We start from the raw sequence: 18,380 nt of genomic DNA, 5'->3' as shown, positions 1-18,380 counted from the left end.
CTCATTCAACCTTATTTTGCAATTCCTTGAAAAAATCTTGTCTCTGCTTAAATTGTCCAACTGTTATATGCAGCAATTGCTGAATTTTTTCTTGCTGTAAATGCGACCGTTCTCTTATAGAACGATTCCATTCCCTGAAAATGTCAGTTGGATACCCGAGCCCGTATAAAAACCCCTTTTCAAGCATAAACGGGTGTATGATCTTAATACCTTCCAGCTCCTTAAATGACCATTGTAAGTTAGGCAATATCCTATTGGCATATTGGAGATAGTCAGAATGTGGTAGTCCTATACTAATTAAATCAAAGTCAATCAGATGTAATTCATCGTTGTTTGCTCGCAAAAAATTATGATGGGCGACATCGCCATGCAGAATAACCTTTTTCCCGCTTTGAAAAAAGTTATCTTCTGCCTGAATCCCTTTTAAAGACCAGTCTGCCCAAACGAGTAACTCATTAATTATTTCTTTTTGCACATAATATTTAATGATCGGCAGATTATTAAAAAATATCGTTAATCTTTCATTCCATTTGGCAAATTGATTAAATTGGGGGAGTCCCTGTTCAAATTGTTTTGCCATATTTTCTGTTGCTGAGTGAAAATCGTTTAATAAGTATAAACCTTCCTGCTGATCTTGCTGGTGATGAAATGTAAATGAATGATCTGAAGGCTGGATATATTCCAGACAACCATAAAAGCTGCCTTCAAACTGTAATGGCGGATACTTTGCCAATTGATAAAAAGAATATGTTTTTAAAAATCCTTTTTCCTTCAAAGACGTTACAAAGTCTTCCTGCTGCTTTAGTCGTGAAAAAGTCGAAAATCCCTTTAATATAAAATCCTTGTCAGTCGCCTTAACATAAAAAACCTTTTTTCTAATTAGTTTAATTTCTTCAATTGTAATCGTTAGCTGATTTTGTAAATAGGAGAAGAGACGATTAAGAAATAAATCGTCTCCTCCGTGATTAATCTTCATATTCATCGCTTTCTTCAAAGCTTCGCGGCATCTCCAAAGCCTGACCTCCCAATGGCCCTGGTCCATATGGACTCATATATGGGTTCATGACCCCAGTCATAGGGTAACCCATTTGCGGATTGCCATATTGCTGTCCATATGGAGCACGGTACATTGGAGCTACTCCCATGTCATACATTCCAGGTGCTCCAAAGCCTGGATTATACGCTCCCTGAAACATTTGTGGGGCTCCGCTGCCACAGCCGCAATCTTCTTTTACTCCTTGCATTGGCATAACTTGTGTTGGCATTAATGGCATTTGGCTTTGGGATGGCAATATTGGCATCTGGGTTTGAGTTGGCATTATCGGCATCTGACTTTGAGTTGGCATTATCGGCATCTGACTTTGAGTTGGCATTAAAGGCATCTGAGCCATACCAGGTGATTCCTCCATCACCCCTTGTACTTGAGGCATTACACCCATTTGCGGATATCCATACGGCATTTGTTCGTATAGCATTGGTCCGCAAAAACCGGACCCAGGCATGACTGGTGATATCGGAATCATTGGTGGCAGGAAAGGAGGACATGGCGCCTGTGGATATCCATAGGCTGGCTGCATCGCTGGTGCCGTATATGTTGGCTGAAGCGGCAATTGATGCTGCCCCATCTCTTGAACACCCATTACAGGTGCTGGCATCTGTGCTCCTGGTACTTGAGTAAAGGCTGGATTCGTATATGGCATTTGATGCATCGGCATGAATGAGGATGATTCCTCAAAACCATGGCTTTCGACACCTGCTAATCCGTAATGCGGCATTTGATGCATCGGCATTGCTTGTGCCTGATACATAGGCATAGTTGCTGCCCCCTGAACTTGCGGGTAGCCCATAGTTTGTGGATATCCTCCAGGAAATCCAGTTCCAGGCATGACTGGAGAAACAGGATAAAAACTGTGTGGTTGGTATGGATACATTGGCTGATAAAACCCTCCTTGTTTTATATGATCACTTTCAATTGATTCAGGGCTTACATGGGCAATTGGTTTAACTTGTGGAAGGATGTTTACTGGTTTTGGCGGGAGCTGTGGTGCCTGCTGCTGAGCCGCTAAATTAGGCATAATGGGCTTTGGCATTTTTGGAGCGTATGGTTTCACTGGCATTTCTTCTAGTGGCGACACCATTTTTGGCAATTGCTTTGGTAATTCCATTTGTGGTGATACCATTTTTGGCAATTGCTTTGGTACTTCTACTTGTGGTGCTGCTTTTATCGGTATTTCTTTTGGTGCTTCAACTACAGGTAATGTAATTGGTTTTTCTTTAGCAAAAGGGTGTTCTGCAATAGGCATTTCCTTTTTAGCACCCATACTGACTTTTGTTTCCGGTATGCCTCCAATTGGAGCTTCTTTTTTTATGGATCCACCTGATCCAGGAACTTTTATTTTCATACCGGGCATAATCATATCAGGATTGCTGAGCTGTGTATTTAATTTTTTCAGCTCTTCAAAATTCACGCCGTACTTTTTGGCGATCTTCCAAAGAGTATCCCCTTTTTGTACGATATGGATCTTCACTCTGATTTCCCTCCTAGTCAAATGTCCATATAGTGTATGTCAAAGTGGGCAATTTGCTAACAATCTACACAAAAACTTATGCAATTATTATTAATAATATGATTAGAGACCCATTTTACAACGAATTTAATTAATTTTTTTCTTAGAATTTTGTTAAATTTTCCTGTCGGATGACTTTTAAAAAAAGAAAACCGCCGAATTGGAGGTTTATGATTGGATTAGCATTCTGTCTAATGCAAGCTTTGCATTTGAAGCAATTGCTTTATCTACTTTTATTAGGTTATGCTCTTCACCTTGTTCAATTGTCTCTAGACACCATACTAGATGAGGCAAATCAATACGATTCATAGTCAAGCAAGGACACATATGTGGATTTAGCGAGATAATTTGTTTATCCGGATGCTGCTTTATTATTCGGTTGACAAGATTCATCTCTGTCCCAATTGCCCAGGATGAACCTTTTTCAGCTTTATTAATCGCGTCAACAATATAATTGGTCGATCCTGCCATATCTGATAGAGCCACTACTTCTCTTGAACATTCAGGATGGACGATAATTTTCATATCTGGATAGGTCCTACGAGCATCTTCAATATTTGCGACTGTGAAATTCTCATGGACGGAGCAATGCCCCTTCCAAAGAATAACCTTGATATTCTCAATCGGGCCATCATACTCGAGCGTATCATTGATTGGATTCCACACAGCCATTTCCTCAAGATCTATTCCTAAATTATAGGCCGTATTTCTGCCTAAATGCTGGTCAGGCAAAAATAAGATTCTGGATTTTTGTTCAAATGCCCATTGAACCATTTTCTCTGCATTCGAGGAGGTGACAGTTGCACCGCCATGCTCACCTACAAACGACTTAATAGCAGCTGTTGAATTCACATACGTTAATGGTATGATCGTTTCTCCAAAAAGGGCAATTAACTTCTCCCATGCTCTTTCTGTTTGGTAAATATCCGCCATATCCGCCATCGAGCACCCTGCGCGCATATCTGGCAGGTACACCTTTTGATTTTCTGTAGTCAAAATATCAGCGGTTTCTGCCATAAAATGAACTCCACAAAAAACAATATGCTCTGCCTCTTTATTATCCTCAGATAATTGAGCCAGCTTCAAGGAATCACCGGTTGCATCAGCAAATTGAATGACCTCGTCTTTTTGATAATGGTGACCCGGAATAAATAATTTTTTTCCAAGCTTATTTTTAATGGATTTTACTTGATTCTCTAGTTCTTCTGTTGTCATTTTTCGATATTTATCTGGAAGAACATTTGACCCCTTTTCAAGCGTTTGAAATATATTCATCCCTTAATCCCCTTTGCGGTATTTATCTAATATAGTTTTTTAAAAATAAATTCCATTGTTTTACTCCCCGACCTTAACCTTTACACTAATATCTAATGACTTAACAGAATGGGTTAAGAAGCCAAGAGAGATATAATCAACCCCAGTGTCACTGTAGCTGGCCAAGTTATCAAGCGTAATTCCGCCAGATGCTTCTGTAACTATTCCTTCAGGCACGTATGGAATCCATTCCTTAATTTCTTCCGGCAGTCTATTGTCGAACATGATGACATCTGCATTAGCTGAAGCCGCCTCCATAACTTGTCCTTTTGTTTCGGTCTCTACCTCAACCTTAACCATATGACCAATTTGAGAACGAACGGCAGAAACTGCTTTTTCGATTGAGCCAGCGAAAGAGATATGATTGTCTTTAATCATCACAGCATCATAAAGGCCATAACGGTGATTAAAGCCACCCCCACAGCGCACAGCATATTTTTCCAACATTCTTAGGCCCGGAGTTGTTTTTCTTGTATCACAAATTTTTGTATGTGAACTATTTAATACAGAGGCTGTTTTATTTGTTATCGTGGCAATACCGCTCATTCGCTGAATAAGATTAAGAATGACTCTTTCACCCTTTAATAAATGGACTACATTCCCTTTCGCAGTCGCCAATATTTGCCCTTTCTCAATTGGGACCCCATCCTTTACCTTTATTTCGACTTTAATCTCGCTGTCCAGAATGGTAAATCCAGTCCGAATAACATCCTCCCCGCAGAAAACTCCATTATCCTTAGCAATAAAAACGATTTCCCCTTTTTCTTCTCTTCCGAAAATAAGCTCACTCGTAATATCCCGGTCTCCAATATCCTCCAAAAAAAATTGCTCAAGTTGCAATCGCAGCTTCAATTTGTTCATGCTTATCATCCTTTTCTGTTTTTCTGCAATGTATAATTTGCTTTCGCAGCCAATCCCGATCATTTTCACATGGGTAATCCTGTCTGAAATGTCCGCCACGGCTTTCAGTCCTTTTTAAAGCTGAATCTGTTACAAGCCATGCAGTTATAAGCATGAATACCATCTCAATTTCTTCAATAGATAATTCAGCAAAATTGGCGTTCAAATATTTATTGATGTGAAAGCTTTCAAGCCATTCCTTCTGCCTCGAGAGGCCATTTTTCGTGCGTATGATGCCGACATTCTCCATCATTGATTTTTGGATGATAAAGGGAGAAGGGAGTAGTTTGGCTATACTCATTCGAATTTCTGACTGTTCAATTGATTTCAAGTTAACTGAATGCTTTATTGGAGATGTATTGATCCATTCGGCGAGTTTTTTTCCAATGAATAATCCTTCCAGTAAGGAATTACTTGCAAGTCTGTTTGCCCCGTGGATGCCTGTACAGGCTGCCTCCCCAATAGCATATAGCCCTTCTAAACTGCTCCGTCCTAATAAATCCGTTTTGATGCCGCCCATTAAGAAGTGACTGCCTGGAGCTACAGGAAGAAGCCCTTCCTTTATGTTAATCCCATGTTGCTCACATAAAGCAGTTATCGTTGGAAATCGTTCTTCAAATCCCTGTACAGAAGAAATATCCAGAAAAATGGGCTCTCCATTTTCGAGATAATGGTAAATAGTTTGAGAAACAATATGTCTTGGCGCTAAATCACCTAAAGGATGAATGCTGTTCATAATCGAATTGCCTCCCTTTGTTACAAGGCGTCCTCCTTCACCACGAACTGCTTCTGAAATTAATCCAACCGCTTTTCCGTTAATATGAAGCAATGTTGGATGGAACTGGATAAATTCCATATCAGTGATTTCGGCACCCGCCTTATAAGCAAGAGAAATTCCATCTCCGGTAACTGTGGCAGCATTCGATGTATAAGCAAATAGCTGTCCACAGCCTCCCGTTGCTAAAACAATATGTTCAGCAAAAAAGGTTTCTGTTCTTCCGTCGGGATATTTTCCTTTGACGCCGATGCATCTTTCCCCATGCTCATCTATTAATAAGTCAAATACGAAAATATTCTCCATAATGGTTATATTTTGATTTACATTTGCAGTCATAAATTGAATGAGATTTCTCCCGGTGGCATCCCCTCCACTGTGGACAATGCGATGATCACTATGTGCTCCTTCCATTCCAAGAGAGAGTTCCCCATCCGATCCTTTATCAAATGAACAGCCTTCAGCTATTAAACTATTTATTAATGCTGGACCTTCCTGCGTTAATTTCTCCACTGCTACAGGATCATTATGAAATCTTCCCGCTTCCAACGTATCCTGATAATGCTTATTTGGATGATCCTTTTTTCCAATGGCCGCGGCTACACCTCCTTGAGCGAAAAATGAGTTACTATTATACACATTAGACTTTGTGAGAATAATCACATTCAAGTCACAGCGAAGACTCTTTGCTAATTGCAAAGCCGATATCCCGCTGCCAATTATGATGACATTGGCCTTATTCATATTTACCCCCTGACTTCACATGTGTCTTGACACTTATATTTACATAGATTTAAACTTATGACAAGAGTTTTTATAGATTTGTCATAAGAATTGCAGCTCTATCATTAATAATTTTAGATCTTTTGAGAATTAGAGAATATGACTATGGAGTGATACTGGGATGAAATACTTTGATTATGCTGCAACCTGCCCTCTTGATGAGGAAGCAGCTGAGACATTTATAAAGGCGGCAACCCAATATTATGGAAATTCACAAAGCCTGCATGATAAAGGGAGTGAAGCCAGCAGCTTATTAGAACATTGCCGAAGTGAATGGGCCAGCTTACTTCATGTTCAGAAGGAAGGAATCTATTTTATAAGCGGGGGCTCTGAAGGTAATTCCCTTGCTATTCATGCACTATTAACAGCCTCGAAGAAAAAGGGCAAGCATATCATAACAAGCATGGCAGAGCATTCGTCCGTTCATAGTACGTTAGACAAATTAATTGACGAGCATCATTTTGAAGTAACGGCACTTCCACTAAATTCCAAGGGATTAATTGATTTAGTCGAGCTAAGATCAGCAATCAGGGAGGATACCGTGCAAATAACCATTCAGCATGGAAATTCTGAAATTGGCACCTTGCAGCCTCTTGAAGAAATTAGTATGCTCTGCAAAAAGAATCAAATTCTGTTTCATAGTGATTGTGTACACACATTTGGTAAAACGGATTTTAGAAAAATTGCATTATTGGTCGATAGTCTCTCTATTTCTGGACATAAATTTTTTGGACCTAAGGGAACAGGAGTTGTTTATATCGATCCCCATTTACATTGGATGCCTTATTATCCAAAAACATCTCATGAAAGAGGCTTCAGGCCAGGTACTGTCAATGTCCCGGGTATTGCTGCTATGACTATTGCTGCCCAAAAGGCTTATAAGAATCTGGACAATCACACAAATCATTATCAGCATCTACGGGAGATTTTTTTACATGCCCTTGAACCTATAAATGGTCAGTATATTATTTACGGCTCTAATCACAATCAACAGCTCCCATCAACGATTGGGATGCGAATAAGGGGCATTGAAGGGCAATTTGTGATGCTTGAGTGTAATCGCATGGGCTTTGCTGTTTCAACAGGCAGTGCTTGCCAGGTAGGCTTGCAAACGATATCTAAAACGATGAATGCTATGGGAATAACAGGGAAGGATGCGAAAGAGTTTATTAGAATTTCCTTTGGCTGGGATACAACAGAAGCAGACACAGAAGCATTAGGGAAAGCTCTTGTAAGAATAACTCAAGAATGGTTTCCGGATTAAGCAAATTTAATTTTACTGAACAAATATGTTAAAATGTATCATTATCGTCATATAAAGGGAGTTTTCGAAAAATGAAGGATCAGAAAAAGGTACTCGGTGAGGAAAGAAGAGAACTGCTACTCGAATTATTGAAGAAAAATGGTGAACCGATAACAGGCAATGAGCTTGCAACGAGAACGAACGTAAGCAGGCAAGTCATTGTTGGTGATATTACCTTGCTTAAAGCAAGAGGAGAGCCTATCCTTGCTACAAGCCAAGGATATATTTACTTAACCCAAGCTTCCATCTCCACATCTTTTGAACGAACCGTTGCAAGTTCCCACACTCCCGAAAGAACAGAAGAAGAGCTGAATTTACTTGTGGACCATGGAATTACAGTCAAGGACGTGCGAATTGAACATCCCGTTTACGGGGATTTAATTGCTTCGGTTATGGTTTCAAATCGAAAAGAAGTCAAGCAATTTATTGAAAAAATCAAAGCAACAAAGGCAGCCTACCTATCAGAGCTAACAGAAGGCATTCACCTCCACACCATCCAAGCTGCCTCTGAACAAAAACTGGATGAAGCAGTCAATGCATTGAAGCAAGCTAATTTTATCGTGGAATAGGAGAAAAAAGCATATAATGTTGTTTTGCGGATAAGCAAGTATACTAATTGGTGACTAGACATACGGAATTGGCCCTGCTGACTTTTAACTAGTAAGGATTAACAACTTTTGTAATTTTGATTATCTGAGCTTGGCGGACATCAGTTCCGTTATATGCGAAAAAATAGGGTATTTCCTTATGTTTGTGGACATAGGTTCCGCTATTTTGTAAAAAAGCAGTAATTCGCTTATGTTTTTTTGTATTTAACGTACCTAGAGTCCGCTTAGCTCTTATATTATGGTCATTTATTAAAAATAAAGGACTCATTGTCCGCTTAAAAATAATATTATAAAAAAATGAACGCTCAAAGTGATTTTGAGCGTTCATTTTTCTGTTGTTATTGGAAATTTTTTCTCAACATTATCGAACCAATTTACAATGCCGTAATTACTCATATATGTTGCACTCGGCTTTTTTCCATTCCGAGCTGAAAGTATGGATAGCTTCCTAAAATTTTCACCTTACAATCTAATGCTTCCAGTTCGGCGACTGTACCTGGTATGAGAACATCATCCTGCTTCATATCAACATCAATTATAAAGAAGTAATTTCCAAGTCCTGTTTTCATTGGCCTTGATTCAATTTTAGAAAGATTTAATTTTCTCCAAGCAAAGGCAGACAGCACTTGATGAAGAGCTCCGGAACGATCAGATGGCAAAGTAATCATGACTGTCGTTTTGTAGCCCTTAAATGATGTTTTCTCTTCCCGTAAAGAGACCTCGTTCTTCGATAGAACTATAAAACGTGTATGATTATAGCTGACATCGTGAATATCCTCACGTACGATTTCAAGACCATATTCCTTTGCCGCGAGCTCGTTGGCAATCGCACCCGCTTTAATGTCTGGATGCTCCTTTACAAATTGAGCTGCAGCAGCAGTCGATGTTGTTTTTTCAGATGGCGTCCCCTTAAGCTCCTTATGCAAAAATTTATGGCATTGAGCTAAAGCATGAGAATGACTGTAAACAACACCAACCTCCTTCCAATGATCTTTATTTGCTGGATGAACCATAAAATGCTGCCTAATCGGACAAGTTATTTCCCCAACAATTGGAAGATCCACTTCATGAACTAAATAATCCAGCGTAATATTAACTGATCCCTCAAGTGCATTCTCTAGTGGCACTACAGCTACTTCAATGTCATCCTCTATTAAAGCGTCAAAACAATCAGGAATTGTTAAATAGGGCACAGCCTGTTCTTCGGGAAACATTTCCCGTACAGCGATATCAGTAAATGTTGCTTTCGGACCTAAATAACCTACTTTCACGAAAAATCTCTCCCTTTAATTACAAGCATTCTTTCATACTAATACTTTACCACTTTACACGAAGAATGTAAGTAATCAATTTTGATTGTTTTGATAAACTGCCTATAAAAGAAAAAATCAGGGCCGGAATAGGTACAAAGATTATGCACCTGAGCCGAGCACCTCAACTTTTTCAACAAACTCCAGCTTTCTCAAATTTGCAAGCAGTTCTTCAATTTCAATAGCCATCGCAGTAATATTTAAGGAAAGGGTGACGTTTGCCCTCCCCATTAAAGGGATCGTTTGGTGAATTGTCATGACATTGCACCCAGAAGAGGCAACCACTGCAAGTAGATGAGATAAAGTACCTGAACGATCTTCCAGATAGAAAAATAAAGTAATTAATCTTTCTTTGACTACCGTATGGAAAGGAAAGACAGTATCCCTGTATTTATAAAAGGCACTCCTGCTCAAATCTACCTTTTGCACGGCATCCCAAACGGATTCTGCCTTCCCTCTCTCAATCATTTCTTTAGCATCTAACGTTTTTTTCATAGCCTCGGGAAGAACATCTTCCCGAACGAGATAAAATTTCTTATCGAATTTCTCCTGTCTCATACCTACACTCCATTAAGCCATCCTGAGATTAATCTATAAACTCAAATTCATAATCAAGAAGCTTTACTGTATCCCCGTCCTTTGCCCCTTTTTCACGGAGAGCTTCATCGACACCCATTCCACGGAGCTGTCTTGCAAAACGGCGGACAGATTCATCCCTAGAAAAGTCAGTCATCTTAAAGAGCTTCTCAATCGCGTCTCCTGAAACAATAAATGTACCAGCTGAATCCCTTGTAATAACGAATTCTGATTCTTCAGCTTCATGTTTATAGACTACGCGATGAACACCTGTCTCGACCTCATCATGAAGCGGGAATTCAGGTGTTTTTTCAATTTTGTCAGCAATGGCAAATACTAAATCTCTTAACCCTTGTCTTGTAATCGCCGATATTGGAAAAATTGGATAATCCTCTTCAATTTGCTCTTTGAACTTTTGAAGGTTTTCCTCCGCTCCAGGCATTTCCATTTTATTTGCAACAATAATTTGAGGTCTTTCCGTTAATCGTAAATTATATTCTCGTAATTCTTTATTAATGGTTAAGTAGTCTTCATATGGATCTCTGCCCTCTGTTGCCGCCATGTCAATGACGTGAACGATAACCCGGGTACGTTCAATATGTCTTAGGAACTGATGGCCAAGACCAACTCCAGAATGTGCCCCCTCAATTAATCCTGGCAGGTCTGCTAGGACAAAGCTGCGCCCGTCTTCGGTTTCAACCATACCTAGATTTGGAGCAATAGTCGTAAAATGGTATTCTGCAATTTTCGGTCTTGCCGAAGAAACAACAGATAATAGCGTTGATTTGCCTACGCTTGGAAAACCAACAAGCCCAGCGTCCGCCAAAAGCTTTAATTCAAGAATGACTTCTCTCTCGATTCCCGGCTCTCCATGCTCTGATAATTCTGGTGCTGGATTAGATGGAGTAGCAAATCTAGAGTTTCCTCTTCCACCTCGGCCACCTCTTGCAATAACAGCTTTTTGGCCATGCTCAGTAAGGTCAGCAATGATCTCATTTGTTTCTACATCTGTAACAACTGTTCCAGGGGGAACCTTAACAATCATATCTTTAGCATTTTTGCCATGCTGGTTTTTGGACATGCCATGCTCCCCGCGGGTAGCTTTAAAATGGCGCTGATAACGGAAATCCATTAGTGTACGCAGACCTTCGTTCACTTCAAAAACGACATCTGCGCCATTACCGCCATCTCCGCCCGCAGGTCCTCCCTTAGGAACATATTTTTCACGGCGGAAGGCAACCATGCCATTTCCTCCGTCTCCGCCTTTAACATAAATTTTTACCTGATCGACAAACATATTATTCCTCCCGTCTTAGCTGTTCCCATTTCATAGAACAGCAAGAACTGTATGTTTTCATTATGTACTATGATGATGGATTATTTTCTAGGGGAAACTAAAAAATCAAATGATAATTCTTGTTCAGTCCAGCTTTGAATAACAATTTCTGGATATGTTGATCCTTTTATCTCCAAAAATTGCTCTAGCTGCATCTTATTTATTATTATCCCTCTAAAATCAAAAAAGAAACGGGTTCCATCCATTTGCGGCTCAATTGTAACAGATAAATGATTCTCATAAAACGGCTTAATAGATGAATCCAAATAATCGAAAAAAGATCTAGTCCAATTTGTAAGCCAATCATCATCCAATAAACCGTTCACTGAACTTTCCATTACATCATATTCAATTTGAAACGAATGATTTTCCCAATTATATGTAAGAAGCAAGGAGGCGAATTGAGGAATATTCAAGTTAGACAGCTTAGCTTCAGCTTGGGCTTCAACAACAATTTCATTAATAATTTCTTTAGCCCGGTCAATTTTATTTAATGCCAGATTTCCTTTTATTAGTTGGATTTTGTTTAACCAGTCGTGGCGTGCGTAACGCAGCACCTCGATTACATCCCAATCAGTCTTCATACATGCACTCCTACACATGAAATCAAATTCGCCTTGGCGTATTTGCGCCCAGATTACCTGAGCTCGCTCGATAAATTCCTCTGAAAAATCTGAGGCATCCGCCAGAGGCTTAACTTTATTCAGCCTTTTTTTAGCTCGACTTAATTGAATAGCTATTTTGCATTCATCTAACAGCCTATAGTAATGGATGAAAATGGCTGAATAAAGTTAAGTGTCACTTGCTGTTAGTATATCAAAAAACCAAGCTAACGTAAGCAAAATATACATGATTCAAACCAAAAAGAAAACTCTAACCATTTAGGCTAGAGTTTTCCTAAGCATTCCTTATGCTTCTTGAGCTACAGGATATACGCTTACTTGCTTACGATCACGGCCAAGGCGCTCGAATTTAACAACACCATCCACTTTCGCGAAAAGTGTATCATCTCCACCTTTACCAACGTTTACACCTGGGTAAATTCTAGTACCGCGTTGACGGTAAAGAATAGAACCACCAGTTACGAACTGACCATCAGCACGCTTAGCACCTAGACGCTTCGCGATAGAATCACGGCCGTTCTTCGTTGAACCTACTCCCTTTTTAGAAGCAAATAACTGAAGATCTAATTTTAGTAACATTTATTCCACCTCCTGCTTTTTGAAGGTCATTTTTATATGCTGCCCGTATTGCTCTTCGATCGTCTGCAATGAGACAACCATTCCTTCTAAAAGAAGTTGAATTTTCTCGTTTGTTTCTTCCGGCAAATTGTCCGGAATTGCACAGCGGAGAAAACCATCCTCCTTTTGCTCAATATCGGGTGTAATGCCGATTAAAGCATGCACCGCGTTAATGGCGCCAATCGATACGGCTGATACGCCTGCACAGACAATATCATTCCCTCTTTCAGCAAAAAAGGCATGGCCGCTTATTTCAAATGACTGAATCATACCGGACTCTTTTCGATTCACCGTAACTTGAATCATGTTAATCGCCTTAAGCGTTGATCTTTTCAATCACAACTTTAGTGTATGGCTGACGATGACCTTGCTTTTTGCGATAGTTTTTCTTCGCTTTGTACTTGAAAACAATAATTTTCTTCGCACGGCCTTGCTTTTCAACTTTAGCTGTAACAGTAGCTCCTTCAACAACAGGGCTTCCTACTTTTACATTGTCTCCGCCAACGAAAAGAACTTTATCAAAAGTTACTGTTTCGCCTGCTTCTGCATTTAGCTTTTCGATGTAGATAGCTTGACCTTCTTCTACACGTACTTGCTTGCCACCAGTTTCAATAATCGCGTACATGAACTGCACCTCCTCTTAGACTAAGACTCGCCATCATCAGGCGTCTTACATTACTTGAAAGTAATGCAAAAGCTTATAACCTGTTCTGAGCGGTTGTAGCACGGGTGCGCTACAAACATAACATGAAAATCCTATCATAAATTGCCCCGAAATGTCAATTGGATTCTAGCTTTTTTCTTAAATCAGCTGAAGTTCCATATTGCCGAATCTCATAACTTGGTTTTAAAGAATCACTGCCGCTAAAAATAATCTCTAGACCGAGCAATTCCTCCATTCTTTCCTTGTGGACATTTTTCTCTCCAGAGAAGGTCCTTTGAACATCTTGTGTAGCTTCTATGAAGACGGCCTCATAGTCCCCGCCTTTATGCTCCCATAGCTCTCTTTCTAAGCGAAAAGCGATTGACTCTGGACTTAATACACGACCTGTCCCCTCACAGCTTGGGCACTTCATCGTCAAGGATTCTAATAGGGCAGGCTTAGTCTTCTTCCGCGTTAATTGCAGGATTCCGAGCGGGGTAAAGCCTATTACTTTTGTCCGTCTCTCATCCTTCCTAAGCTCACCCTCTAACAAGCTAATAATATGCTGCCGATCCTTTTCCTTCTTCATATCAATGAAATCGATTAAGATCATACCGCCAATATCGCGAAGGTGAATTTGTCTAGCGGCCTCAACTGCTGCCCATTCATTTGTCTTTAATATCGTATCCGAAAGGTCTTGTTTACCCGAGTATTTCCCTGTATTCACATCAATGACCGTTAATGCCTCCGCCTCGTCAAAAATTAGATAGGCACCATTTTCCAGCCATACAATTCTCTTTAACGCTTTTTCAATTTCATGTTCAAGTCTATAAGCAGAAAAAATGTTTTCTTTTCCACTATATAGCTGAATGGAGCATTGAAATTTCTTCTGAAGCTCAACCTTAAAAGCGGAATCATCCACAATAATTTCATTTATTTCTAATCTTTCTATCTCCTCAGAAATTTCATCAATCAATGAATTTCGCTCCAGCACACATCCTGGCTTTCTTAAAACACCAGCCGTTTGAAGGATCTCGTTATATTTAAGCCGATGCTGTTCAAGCTCGGCTAATAACTGTTCTTTTTGTGTGCCTTTTGAAGATGTTCGAAAAATAAGACCCTCTTCTGGCTCCTTCATTTCATGGCCAAGCTCCCGCAGCTTTTCTCTTTCTTGGCTATCTTCAATTTTTTTGGATACGGCGACATAACGTCCACGAGGCATGTAAATTAAATGATTTCCTTGCAGCTCAATGATACCAGAGAGACGCGGTCCCTTTGTTCCTGCTGCATCCTTTTCTACTTGAACAAGCAGCCTTTCGCCTTGATGAGCATAGGAAGAAACACTTTCAGCTCCATCTTCCTCTGCCTGTACAAAAGATGCCATTTTATCCCGATGTAGGTACCCGCTCTTTTCCTCGCCAATATCCACAAAGGCGGCATTCATTCCGGGTAGCACTTTTTCAACTATTCCTAAATAAATTTTGCTTACAGCTGACTGTTGCTTCGGCTGTTGAATAAATAGCTTTTCCACCACATTATTTTTTACTAAAGCAAACCGTTTTTCCCTAGTTAAATGATTAATAATCAATGTATACAAAATAGTTCCTCACTTTAACTTCTAATAAACATAGAGTAGATCTCCAATACGGGATGTTACCATTTTTTCCGTAAAATAAGCATGTAAAAGCTCGTTTTCGTCCATTGAACCCTTTTCTTTCCCGTCTTTTTCAATAATAATCGGATGCTTAAAGCCGCGCTGAAATTTCTCGAGCACATGCATAACCATTTCATCCTCTTTCACTACAATGGGCTTTAGCTGACGAAAGTCACTATTCTTCCCGTAATATCTTTCAAGCAGAAAACGCATGAAAACGTAACGGCTTTGTTTCCATTCATGGTACAGTGAAAATAACAAAAAGGCGATCACTACCCAAATATTTAAATTGATTGGTGAAAATATTAAGATAAAAACTGAAAAAAGCAATGTACAAACAGCAGAAATTAGCAAAGCTCTCCGATGTGCATTTGGAAATGATTGATAGATGGATAAGAATAGAAAAACGATCTTTCCACCATCAAGCGGCCAAATGGGCAGCAGATTAAATAATAAGACCATTAAATTATACTGAATGAACAGCTCGTACATGCCTTCTGAAAGAAATGAAAGCTCATAAAGAAGGTAAGCAGCCCCCATCATCCAAATGTGCTGGAGAGGCCCTGATAGGATAACAATCAGTTCTTCCTTTAAAGGGCGATTTCCATGCTCCTCTATTTCCGCAACCCCACCAAATGGCAGCAAGGCAATCCTTTTAATCCTCCACGAAAAAAAAGACGCTGCTGCCGCATGCCCCATTTCATGAACAAAAATTATTAGCAAAAACAGAGACAATTCTATAAAATGAGCGGTCATCACAGCTAATCCAATAACAACCCAAAGAAGCGGGTGAATATAAATATATTTTATCAATCCTGCAAATTTATTCAAATGGGATCACCTGTATCGGGTCAACGAAATCATCACCCTTTTTAATAGCAAAATAAAAGGAACCCTTCATTCCATCCTCCATTGCAGTTGACTTACCCAATTCAGTGCCTTTTTCAGCATACTCCATGAGATTCACGTTAATTTCCTCTAAATTCCCATACCATGATTCACTATTATCAGCGTGGCTAATAATGACGGTTTTTCCAAAGCCGTCCTTTTTCCCCGCAAATTTAACTAAACCTTCACTCATGGCGATAACAGCAGCATCCTTGCTCGTTTCAATTGTAATTCTCTGCCCATTTTCTTGAAAATCCTCAAGAATTCTAGCTGAAGCCGGCAAAGCATACTCCGTTTTTGGGGATAACTCCTTTTTCCCTTCCTTCTCATCCTTAAATGGTAAAAGGGCAAGGGGTTTGCCGAATTTATCTTCATACCAATTCGCAACAGTCACAAATTGAAAGTCATTTTCCATCGCTTTCATGACAAAGTTCCTCGCAGGTTCAAAGGTTCCAGTATTGTTTTTGAACATGATGGCGATAATTAAAAATAGGCATGCAGAGGCAAGTATTTTAAATAAGAAATGTTCTTTTCGGAATAAAGGATGAAAGCTTTCTTCCCCTTTGCCGTCATACGAAGAAATCCTATCAAAGCCATATCTTTCTTCATCTTCCGTCCACAGATTTTGTTTTGTTATCGGTTTTGACATTCGCTCTCGTTCTCTTTTTCTTCGTTCCATCCGCTTTCGTATTTCGTCTGCTCGTGATCTCATACGCCCCCACCATTCCCTTACGATTCTTTTGTACAAGTCTATGAGTTGTCCAATGGGAGTATGACTTGAAATAAATTGAATCTTCTAGAAGAAGAAACGAGAGGCTATTTATTTAAAATAAAAAAGCCAAGGAATTTCCCTGACTTTTACTTGACACCAAAAAACTTTTTAATTTTTGAGAAAACGCCTACATTATCTTCCTCCAGAGGCTGGAGGGGAATCGATTCTCCTAATATTCGGCGGGCAATGTTTCTATAAGCAATAGAAGCTTTGCTATTAGGGTTTAATGCAATTGGTTCTCCGTGATTTGAAGCTTTAATGACTTCATCATCATCTGCCACAATGCCTATTAATTCGATAGACAGATGAGCGGCAATCTCATCCACATCGAGCATATCCCCATTTTTCATCATTTGACTGCGGATCCGGTTAATCACTAGCCTTGGCGCTTCAACATTTTCTTCTTTTTCAAGCAGACCAATAATACGGTCTGCGTCTCGAACAGCTGAAACTTCTGGTGTTGTCACAACAATTGCTTTATCAGCACCTGCAACTGCATTGCGGTATCCATGCTCAATACCTGCAGGACAATCAATAATGATATAATCATAGTCTTGTTTTAATTCATTAACGAGTACCTTCATTTGCTCAGGAGTGACTGCGGTTTTATCACTCGTTTGTGCGGCAGGCAATAAATAAAGCAGATCTTCAAACCGTTTATCTTTTACAAGTGCCTGATGAATCTTGCACCGTCCCTCTAATACATCGACTAAATCATAGATAATACGGTTTTCAAGTCCCATCACCACATCTAAATTACGGAGGCCAATGTCTGTATCGACGAGGCAAACTCTTTTTCCTTGCAGAGCTAAAGCTGTTCCAATATTAGCTGAAGTTGTCGTTTTTCCAACTCCACCTTTACCTGATGTTATGACAATTGCTACTCCCATCCTATTGTCCCCCTTCCAATCTCGTAATGTTTGGTCTTAGATGCATCAACACTTGTAATCTATCTACTGTTATTTGATCTTGTTCATTTATGTAAGCACATTCCATTTCTCTTTTTTCCTGGTCCTGATTTTGATCAGGAGCTCTTGTTATACAAGATGCAATGCGCAATTGTGAAGGCTTCATGCTAGATGCTGCAACAATTGCTTCTTTATTTCCATAAAAGCCCGCATGTGCTATCCCCTTTAAGGTCCCCATAATATAAATATTTCCGCCTGCAATCACTGTCCCTCCAGGATTAACATCCCCAACGAGGAGGAGATCGCCTTGTACATGTAATACTTGACCAGACCTAATAATTCTAGCAATAGGTATAATTTCGGTTTCTTCTTTTAATTTTGCTGCTTCTTCTTTCGAAACGACATTGGAAATGATTGAATCTACAACAAGATTTTTCTTTTGTCGAATTAGCTCTTTTAGTTCTTCTTCCTGATCGTTCGATAAATATCTGTTGCCAACCTGAACCTTTACTGTGATTAGGCGATCTTCACGTGATCTCGAGCTTTCAGAAAGCTTAATATCTAACTCTTTTTTTAAATCTTCATAAGAACAGGAATCATCGAGATGGAGTATTAACCCATCCTTTGTCCCTTTAATCGTTATATTTTGGAATTTCTTCATGTCAAGATGTTCACCTCATAAGAAAAGCGCAAGCGCTTTATACGCTCCATAAATAAAAAGAATTCGACAGAAAGGCTAAAAAATCCTTTTTAGGATAAGAATTCATTGATGGAAAGTGTGGGAATTTAATTTTTACTATGA

The 18,380-nt window shown here is 39.5% G+C and carries 19 protein-coding genes and 1 other annotated feature; of the genes, 2 read left to right on the top strand and 17 right to left on the bottom strand.

The features are described from left to right. Position 1: 1 nt before the first annotated feature. The 5 genes from V7164_RS07095 to nadB all read right to left on the bottom strand — a co-directional run bounded on the left by V7164_RS07095 (position 2) and on the right by nadB (position 6,300). On the bottom strand, positions 2–994 hold the full coding sequence (locus tag V7164_RS07095; RefSeq protein ID WP_335353763.1) for a phosphotransferase: 993 nt from the start codon (positions 992–994) through the stop codon (positions 2–4). Continuing rightward, the gene (gene safA / locus V7164_RS07090; RefSeq protein ID WP_335353762.1) at positions 966–2,528 is read right to left on the bottom strand and encodes a SafA/ExsA family spore coat assembly protein; all 1,563 of its coding nucleotides are present in this window, start codon (positions 2,526–2,528) and stop codon (positions 966–968) included. Before safA ends, V7164_RS07095 begins: the two co-directional genes overlap by 29 nt. Positions 2,529–2,735: 207 nt before the next feature. Further along, complete coding sequence (gene nadA, locus V7164_RS07085) at positions 2,736–3,842, bottom strand: quinolinate synthase NadA (protein ID WP_335345554.1); 1,107 nt, start codon at positions 3,840–3,842, stop codon at positions 2,736–2,738. Between the two features lie 60 nt (positions 3,843–3,902). Next, entirely contained in the window at positions 3,903–4,742 is an 840-nt protein-coding gene (gene nadC / locus V7164_RS07080; protein WP_335353761.1) for a carboxylating nicotinate-nucleotide diphosphorylase, read from the bottom strand. Beyond that, a complete protein-coding gene (gene nadB / locus V7164_RS07075; RefSeq protein WP_335353760.1) occupies positions 4,711–6,300 on the bottom strand; it encodes an L-aspartate oxidase in 1,590 nt (529 codons plus the stop codon). The genes nadC and nadB overlap by 32 nt, the downstream gene beginning before the upstream one ends. Before the next feature lie 160 nt (positions 6,301–6,460). On the opposite strand from nadB, the gene V7164_RS07070 reads away from it, so the two are divergent. Then, a complete protein-coding gene (locus V7164_RS07070) occupies positions 6,461–7,603 on the top strand; it encodes an IscS subfamily cysteine desulfurase (protein ID WP_335353759.1) in 1,143 nt (380 codons plus the stop codon). Between the two features lie 71 nt (positions 7,604–7,674). Beyond that, positions 7,675–8,211 carry a transcription repressor NadR gene (locus V7164_RS07065; protein WP_335353758.1) on the top strand — a complete coding sequence of 179 codons (537 nt, stop codon included), beginning with the start codon at positions 7,675–7,677 and terminating at the stop codon, positions 8,209–8,211. A gap of 431 nt (positions 8,212–8,642) precedes the next feature. Here the strand turns inward: V7164_RS07065 and pheA are convergent, their stop codons facing one another. The 12 genes from pheA to minC form a co-directional block, all read right to left on the bottom strand. Next, on the bottom strand, positions 8,643–9,521 hold the full coding sequence (gene pheA / locus V7164_RS07060; protein ID WP_335353757.1) for a prephenate dehydratase: 879 nt from the start codon (positions 9,519–9,521) through the stop codon (positions 8,643–8,645). A gap of 141 nt (positions 9,522–9,662) precedes the next feature. After that, positions 9,663–10,118, bottom strand: coding sequence for an ACT domain-containing protein (locus tag V7164_RS07055; RefSeq protein WP_066292905.1), 456 nt, complete (start codon positions 10,116–10,118; stop codon positions 9,663–9,665). A gap of 28 nt (positions 10,119–10,146) precedes the next feature. Continuing rightward, positions 10,147–11,433, bottom strand: coding sequence for a GTPase ObgE (gene obgE, locus V7164_RS07050; RefSeq protein WP_335353756.1), 1,287 nt, complete (start codon positions 11,431–11,433; stop codon positions 10,147–10,149). An 80-nt stretch (positions 11,434–11,513) separates the two neighbouring features. Beyond that, on the bottom strand, positions 11,514–12,056 hold the full coding sequence (locus tag V7164_RS07045; RefSeq protein WP_335347766.1) for a sporulation initiation phosphotransferase B: 543 nt from the start codon (positions 12,054–12,056) through the stop codon (positions 11,514–11,516). 324 nt (positions 12,057–12,380) lie between these two features. Beyond that, entirely contained in the window at positions 12,381–12,674 is a 294-nt protein-coding gene (gene rpmA, locus V7164_RS07040) for a 50S ribosomal protein L27 (RefSeq protein WP_066292897.1), read from the bottom strand. After that, the gene (locus V7164_RS07035) at positions 12,675–13,019 is read right to left on the bottom strand and encodes a ribosomal-processing cysteine protease Prp (protein WP_335347765.1); all 345 of its coding nucleotides are present in this window, start codon (positions 13,017–13,019) and stop codon (positions 12,675–12,677) included. A 10-nt stretch (positions 13,020–13,029) separates the two neighbouring features. Beyond that, the gene (gene rplU, locus V7164_RS07030) at positions 13,030–13,338 is read right to left on the bottom strand and encodes a 50S ribosomal protein L21 (protein ID WP_066292891.1); all 309 of its coding nucleotides are present in this window, start codon (positions 13,336–13,338) and stop codon (positions 13,030–13,032) included. A 13-nt stretch (positions 13,339–13,351) separates the two neighbouring features. Next, positions 13,352–13,443 (bottom strand) — a sequence feature (ribosomal protein L21 leader region). A gap of 49 nt (positions 13,444–13,492) precedes the next feature. Continuing rightward, a complete protein-coding gene (locus V7164_RS07025; protein WP_335353755.1) occupies positions 13,493–14,953 on the bottom strand; it encodes an Rne/Rng family ribonuclease in 1,461 nt (486 codons plus the stop codon). Positions 14,954–14,974: 21 nt separating this feature from the next. Then, on the bottom strand, positions 14,975–15,841 hold the full coding sequence (locus V7164_RS07020; RefSeq protein WP_335345754.1) for a M50 family metallopeptidase: 867 nt from the start codon (positions 15,839–15,841) through the stop codon (positions 14,975–14,977). Then, positions 15,834–16,610 carry a M23 family metallopeptidase gene (locus V7164_RS07015; RefSeq protein WP_335345755.1) on the bottom strand — a complete coding sequence of 259 codons (777 nt, stop codon included), beginning with the start codon at positions 16,608–16,610 and terminating at the stop codon, positions 15,834–15,836. Before V7164_RS07015 ends, V7164_RS07020 begins: the two co-directional genes overlap by 8 nt. Positions 16,611–16,756: 146 nt before the next feature. Continuing rightward, the gene (gene minD / locus V7164_RS07010) at positions 16,757–17,560 is read right to left on the bottom strand and encodes a septum site-determining protein MinD (protein WP_335345756.1); all 804 of its coding nucleotides are present in this window, start codon (positions 17,558–17,560) and stop codon (positions 16,757–16,759) included. A gap of 1 nt (position 17,561) precedes the next feature. Next, positions 17,562–18,239, bottom strand: coding sequence for a septum site-determining protein MinC (minC, locus tag V7164_RS07005; RefSeq protein ID WP_335345757.1), 678 nt, complete (start codon positions 18,237–18,239; stop codon positions 17,562–17,564). Positions 18,240–18,380: the final 141 nt, after the last annotated feature.

It is taken from the genome of Bacillus sp. JJ1474 (assembly GCF_036965225.1).
Lineage (GTDB): Bacteria > Bacillota > Bacilli > Bacillales > Cytobacillaceae > Cytobacillus.
This window is presented reverse-complemented; position numbering and strand designations above follow the sequence as displayed.

What these genes read in the sequence shown, in the direction of transcription:
- V7164_RS07065 (WP_335353758.1), top strand. Translation starts at nt 7,675, where the DNA reads ATGAAGGATCAGAAAAAGGTACTCGGTGAGGAAAGAAGAGAACTGCTA.
- nadB (WP_335353760.1), bottom strand. Translation starts at nt 6,300, where the DNA reads ATGAATAAGGCCAATGTCATCATAATTGGCAGCGGGATATCGGCTTTG.
- nadA (WP_335345554.1), bottom strand. Translation starts at nt 3,842, where the DNA reads ATGAATATATTTCAAACGCTTGAAAAGGGGTCAAATGTTCTTCCAGAT.
- nadC (WP_335353761.1), bottom strand. Translation starts at nt 4,742, where the DNA reads ATGAACAAATTGAAGCTGCGATTGCAACTTGAGCAATTTTTTTTGGAG.
- rpmA (WP_066292897.1), bottom strand. Translation starts at nt 12,674, where the DNA reads ATGTTACTAAAATTAGATCTTCAGTTATTTGCTTCTAAAAAGGGAGTA.
- V7164_RS07015 (WP_335345755.1), bottom strand. Translation starts at nt 16,610, where the DNA reads ATGAGATCACGAGCAGACGAAATACGAAAGCGGATGGAACGAAGAAAA.
- minD (WP_335345756.1), bottom strand. Translation starts at nt 17,560, where the DNA reads ATGGGAGTAGCAATTGTCATAACATCAGGTAAAGGTGGAGTTGGAAAA.
- V7164_RS07055 (WP_066292905.1), bottom strand. Translation starts at nt 10,118, where the DNA reads ATGAGACAGGAGAAATTCGATAAGAAATTTTATCTCGTTCGGGAAGAT.
- rplU (WP_066292891.1), bottom strand. Translation starts at nt 13,338, where the DNA reads ATGTACGCGATTATTGAAACTGGTGGCAAGCAAGTACGTGTAGAAGAA.
- V7164_RS07035 (WP_335347765.1), bottom strand. Translation starts at nt 13,019, where the DNA reads ATGATTCAAGTTACGGTGAATCGAAAAGAGTCCGGTATGATTCAGTCA.
- V7164_RS07070 (WP_335353759.1), top strand. Translation starts at nt 6,461, where the DNA reads ATGAAATACTTTGATTATGCTGCAACCTGCCCTCTTGATGAGGAAGCA.
- obgE (WP_335353756.1), bottom strand. Translation starts at nt 11,433, where the DNA reads ATGTTTGTCGATCAGGTAAAAATTTATGTTAAAGGCGGAGACGGAGGA.
- minC (WP_335345757.1), bottom strand. Translation starts at nt 18,239, where the DNA reads ATGAAGAAATTCCAAAATATAACGATTAAAGGGACAAAGGATGGGTTA.
- V7164_RS07045 (WP_335347766.1), bottom strand. Translation starts at nt 12,056, where the DNA reads ATGAAGACTGATTGGGATGTAATCGAGGTGCTGCGTTACGCACGCCAC.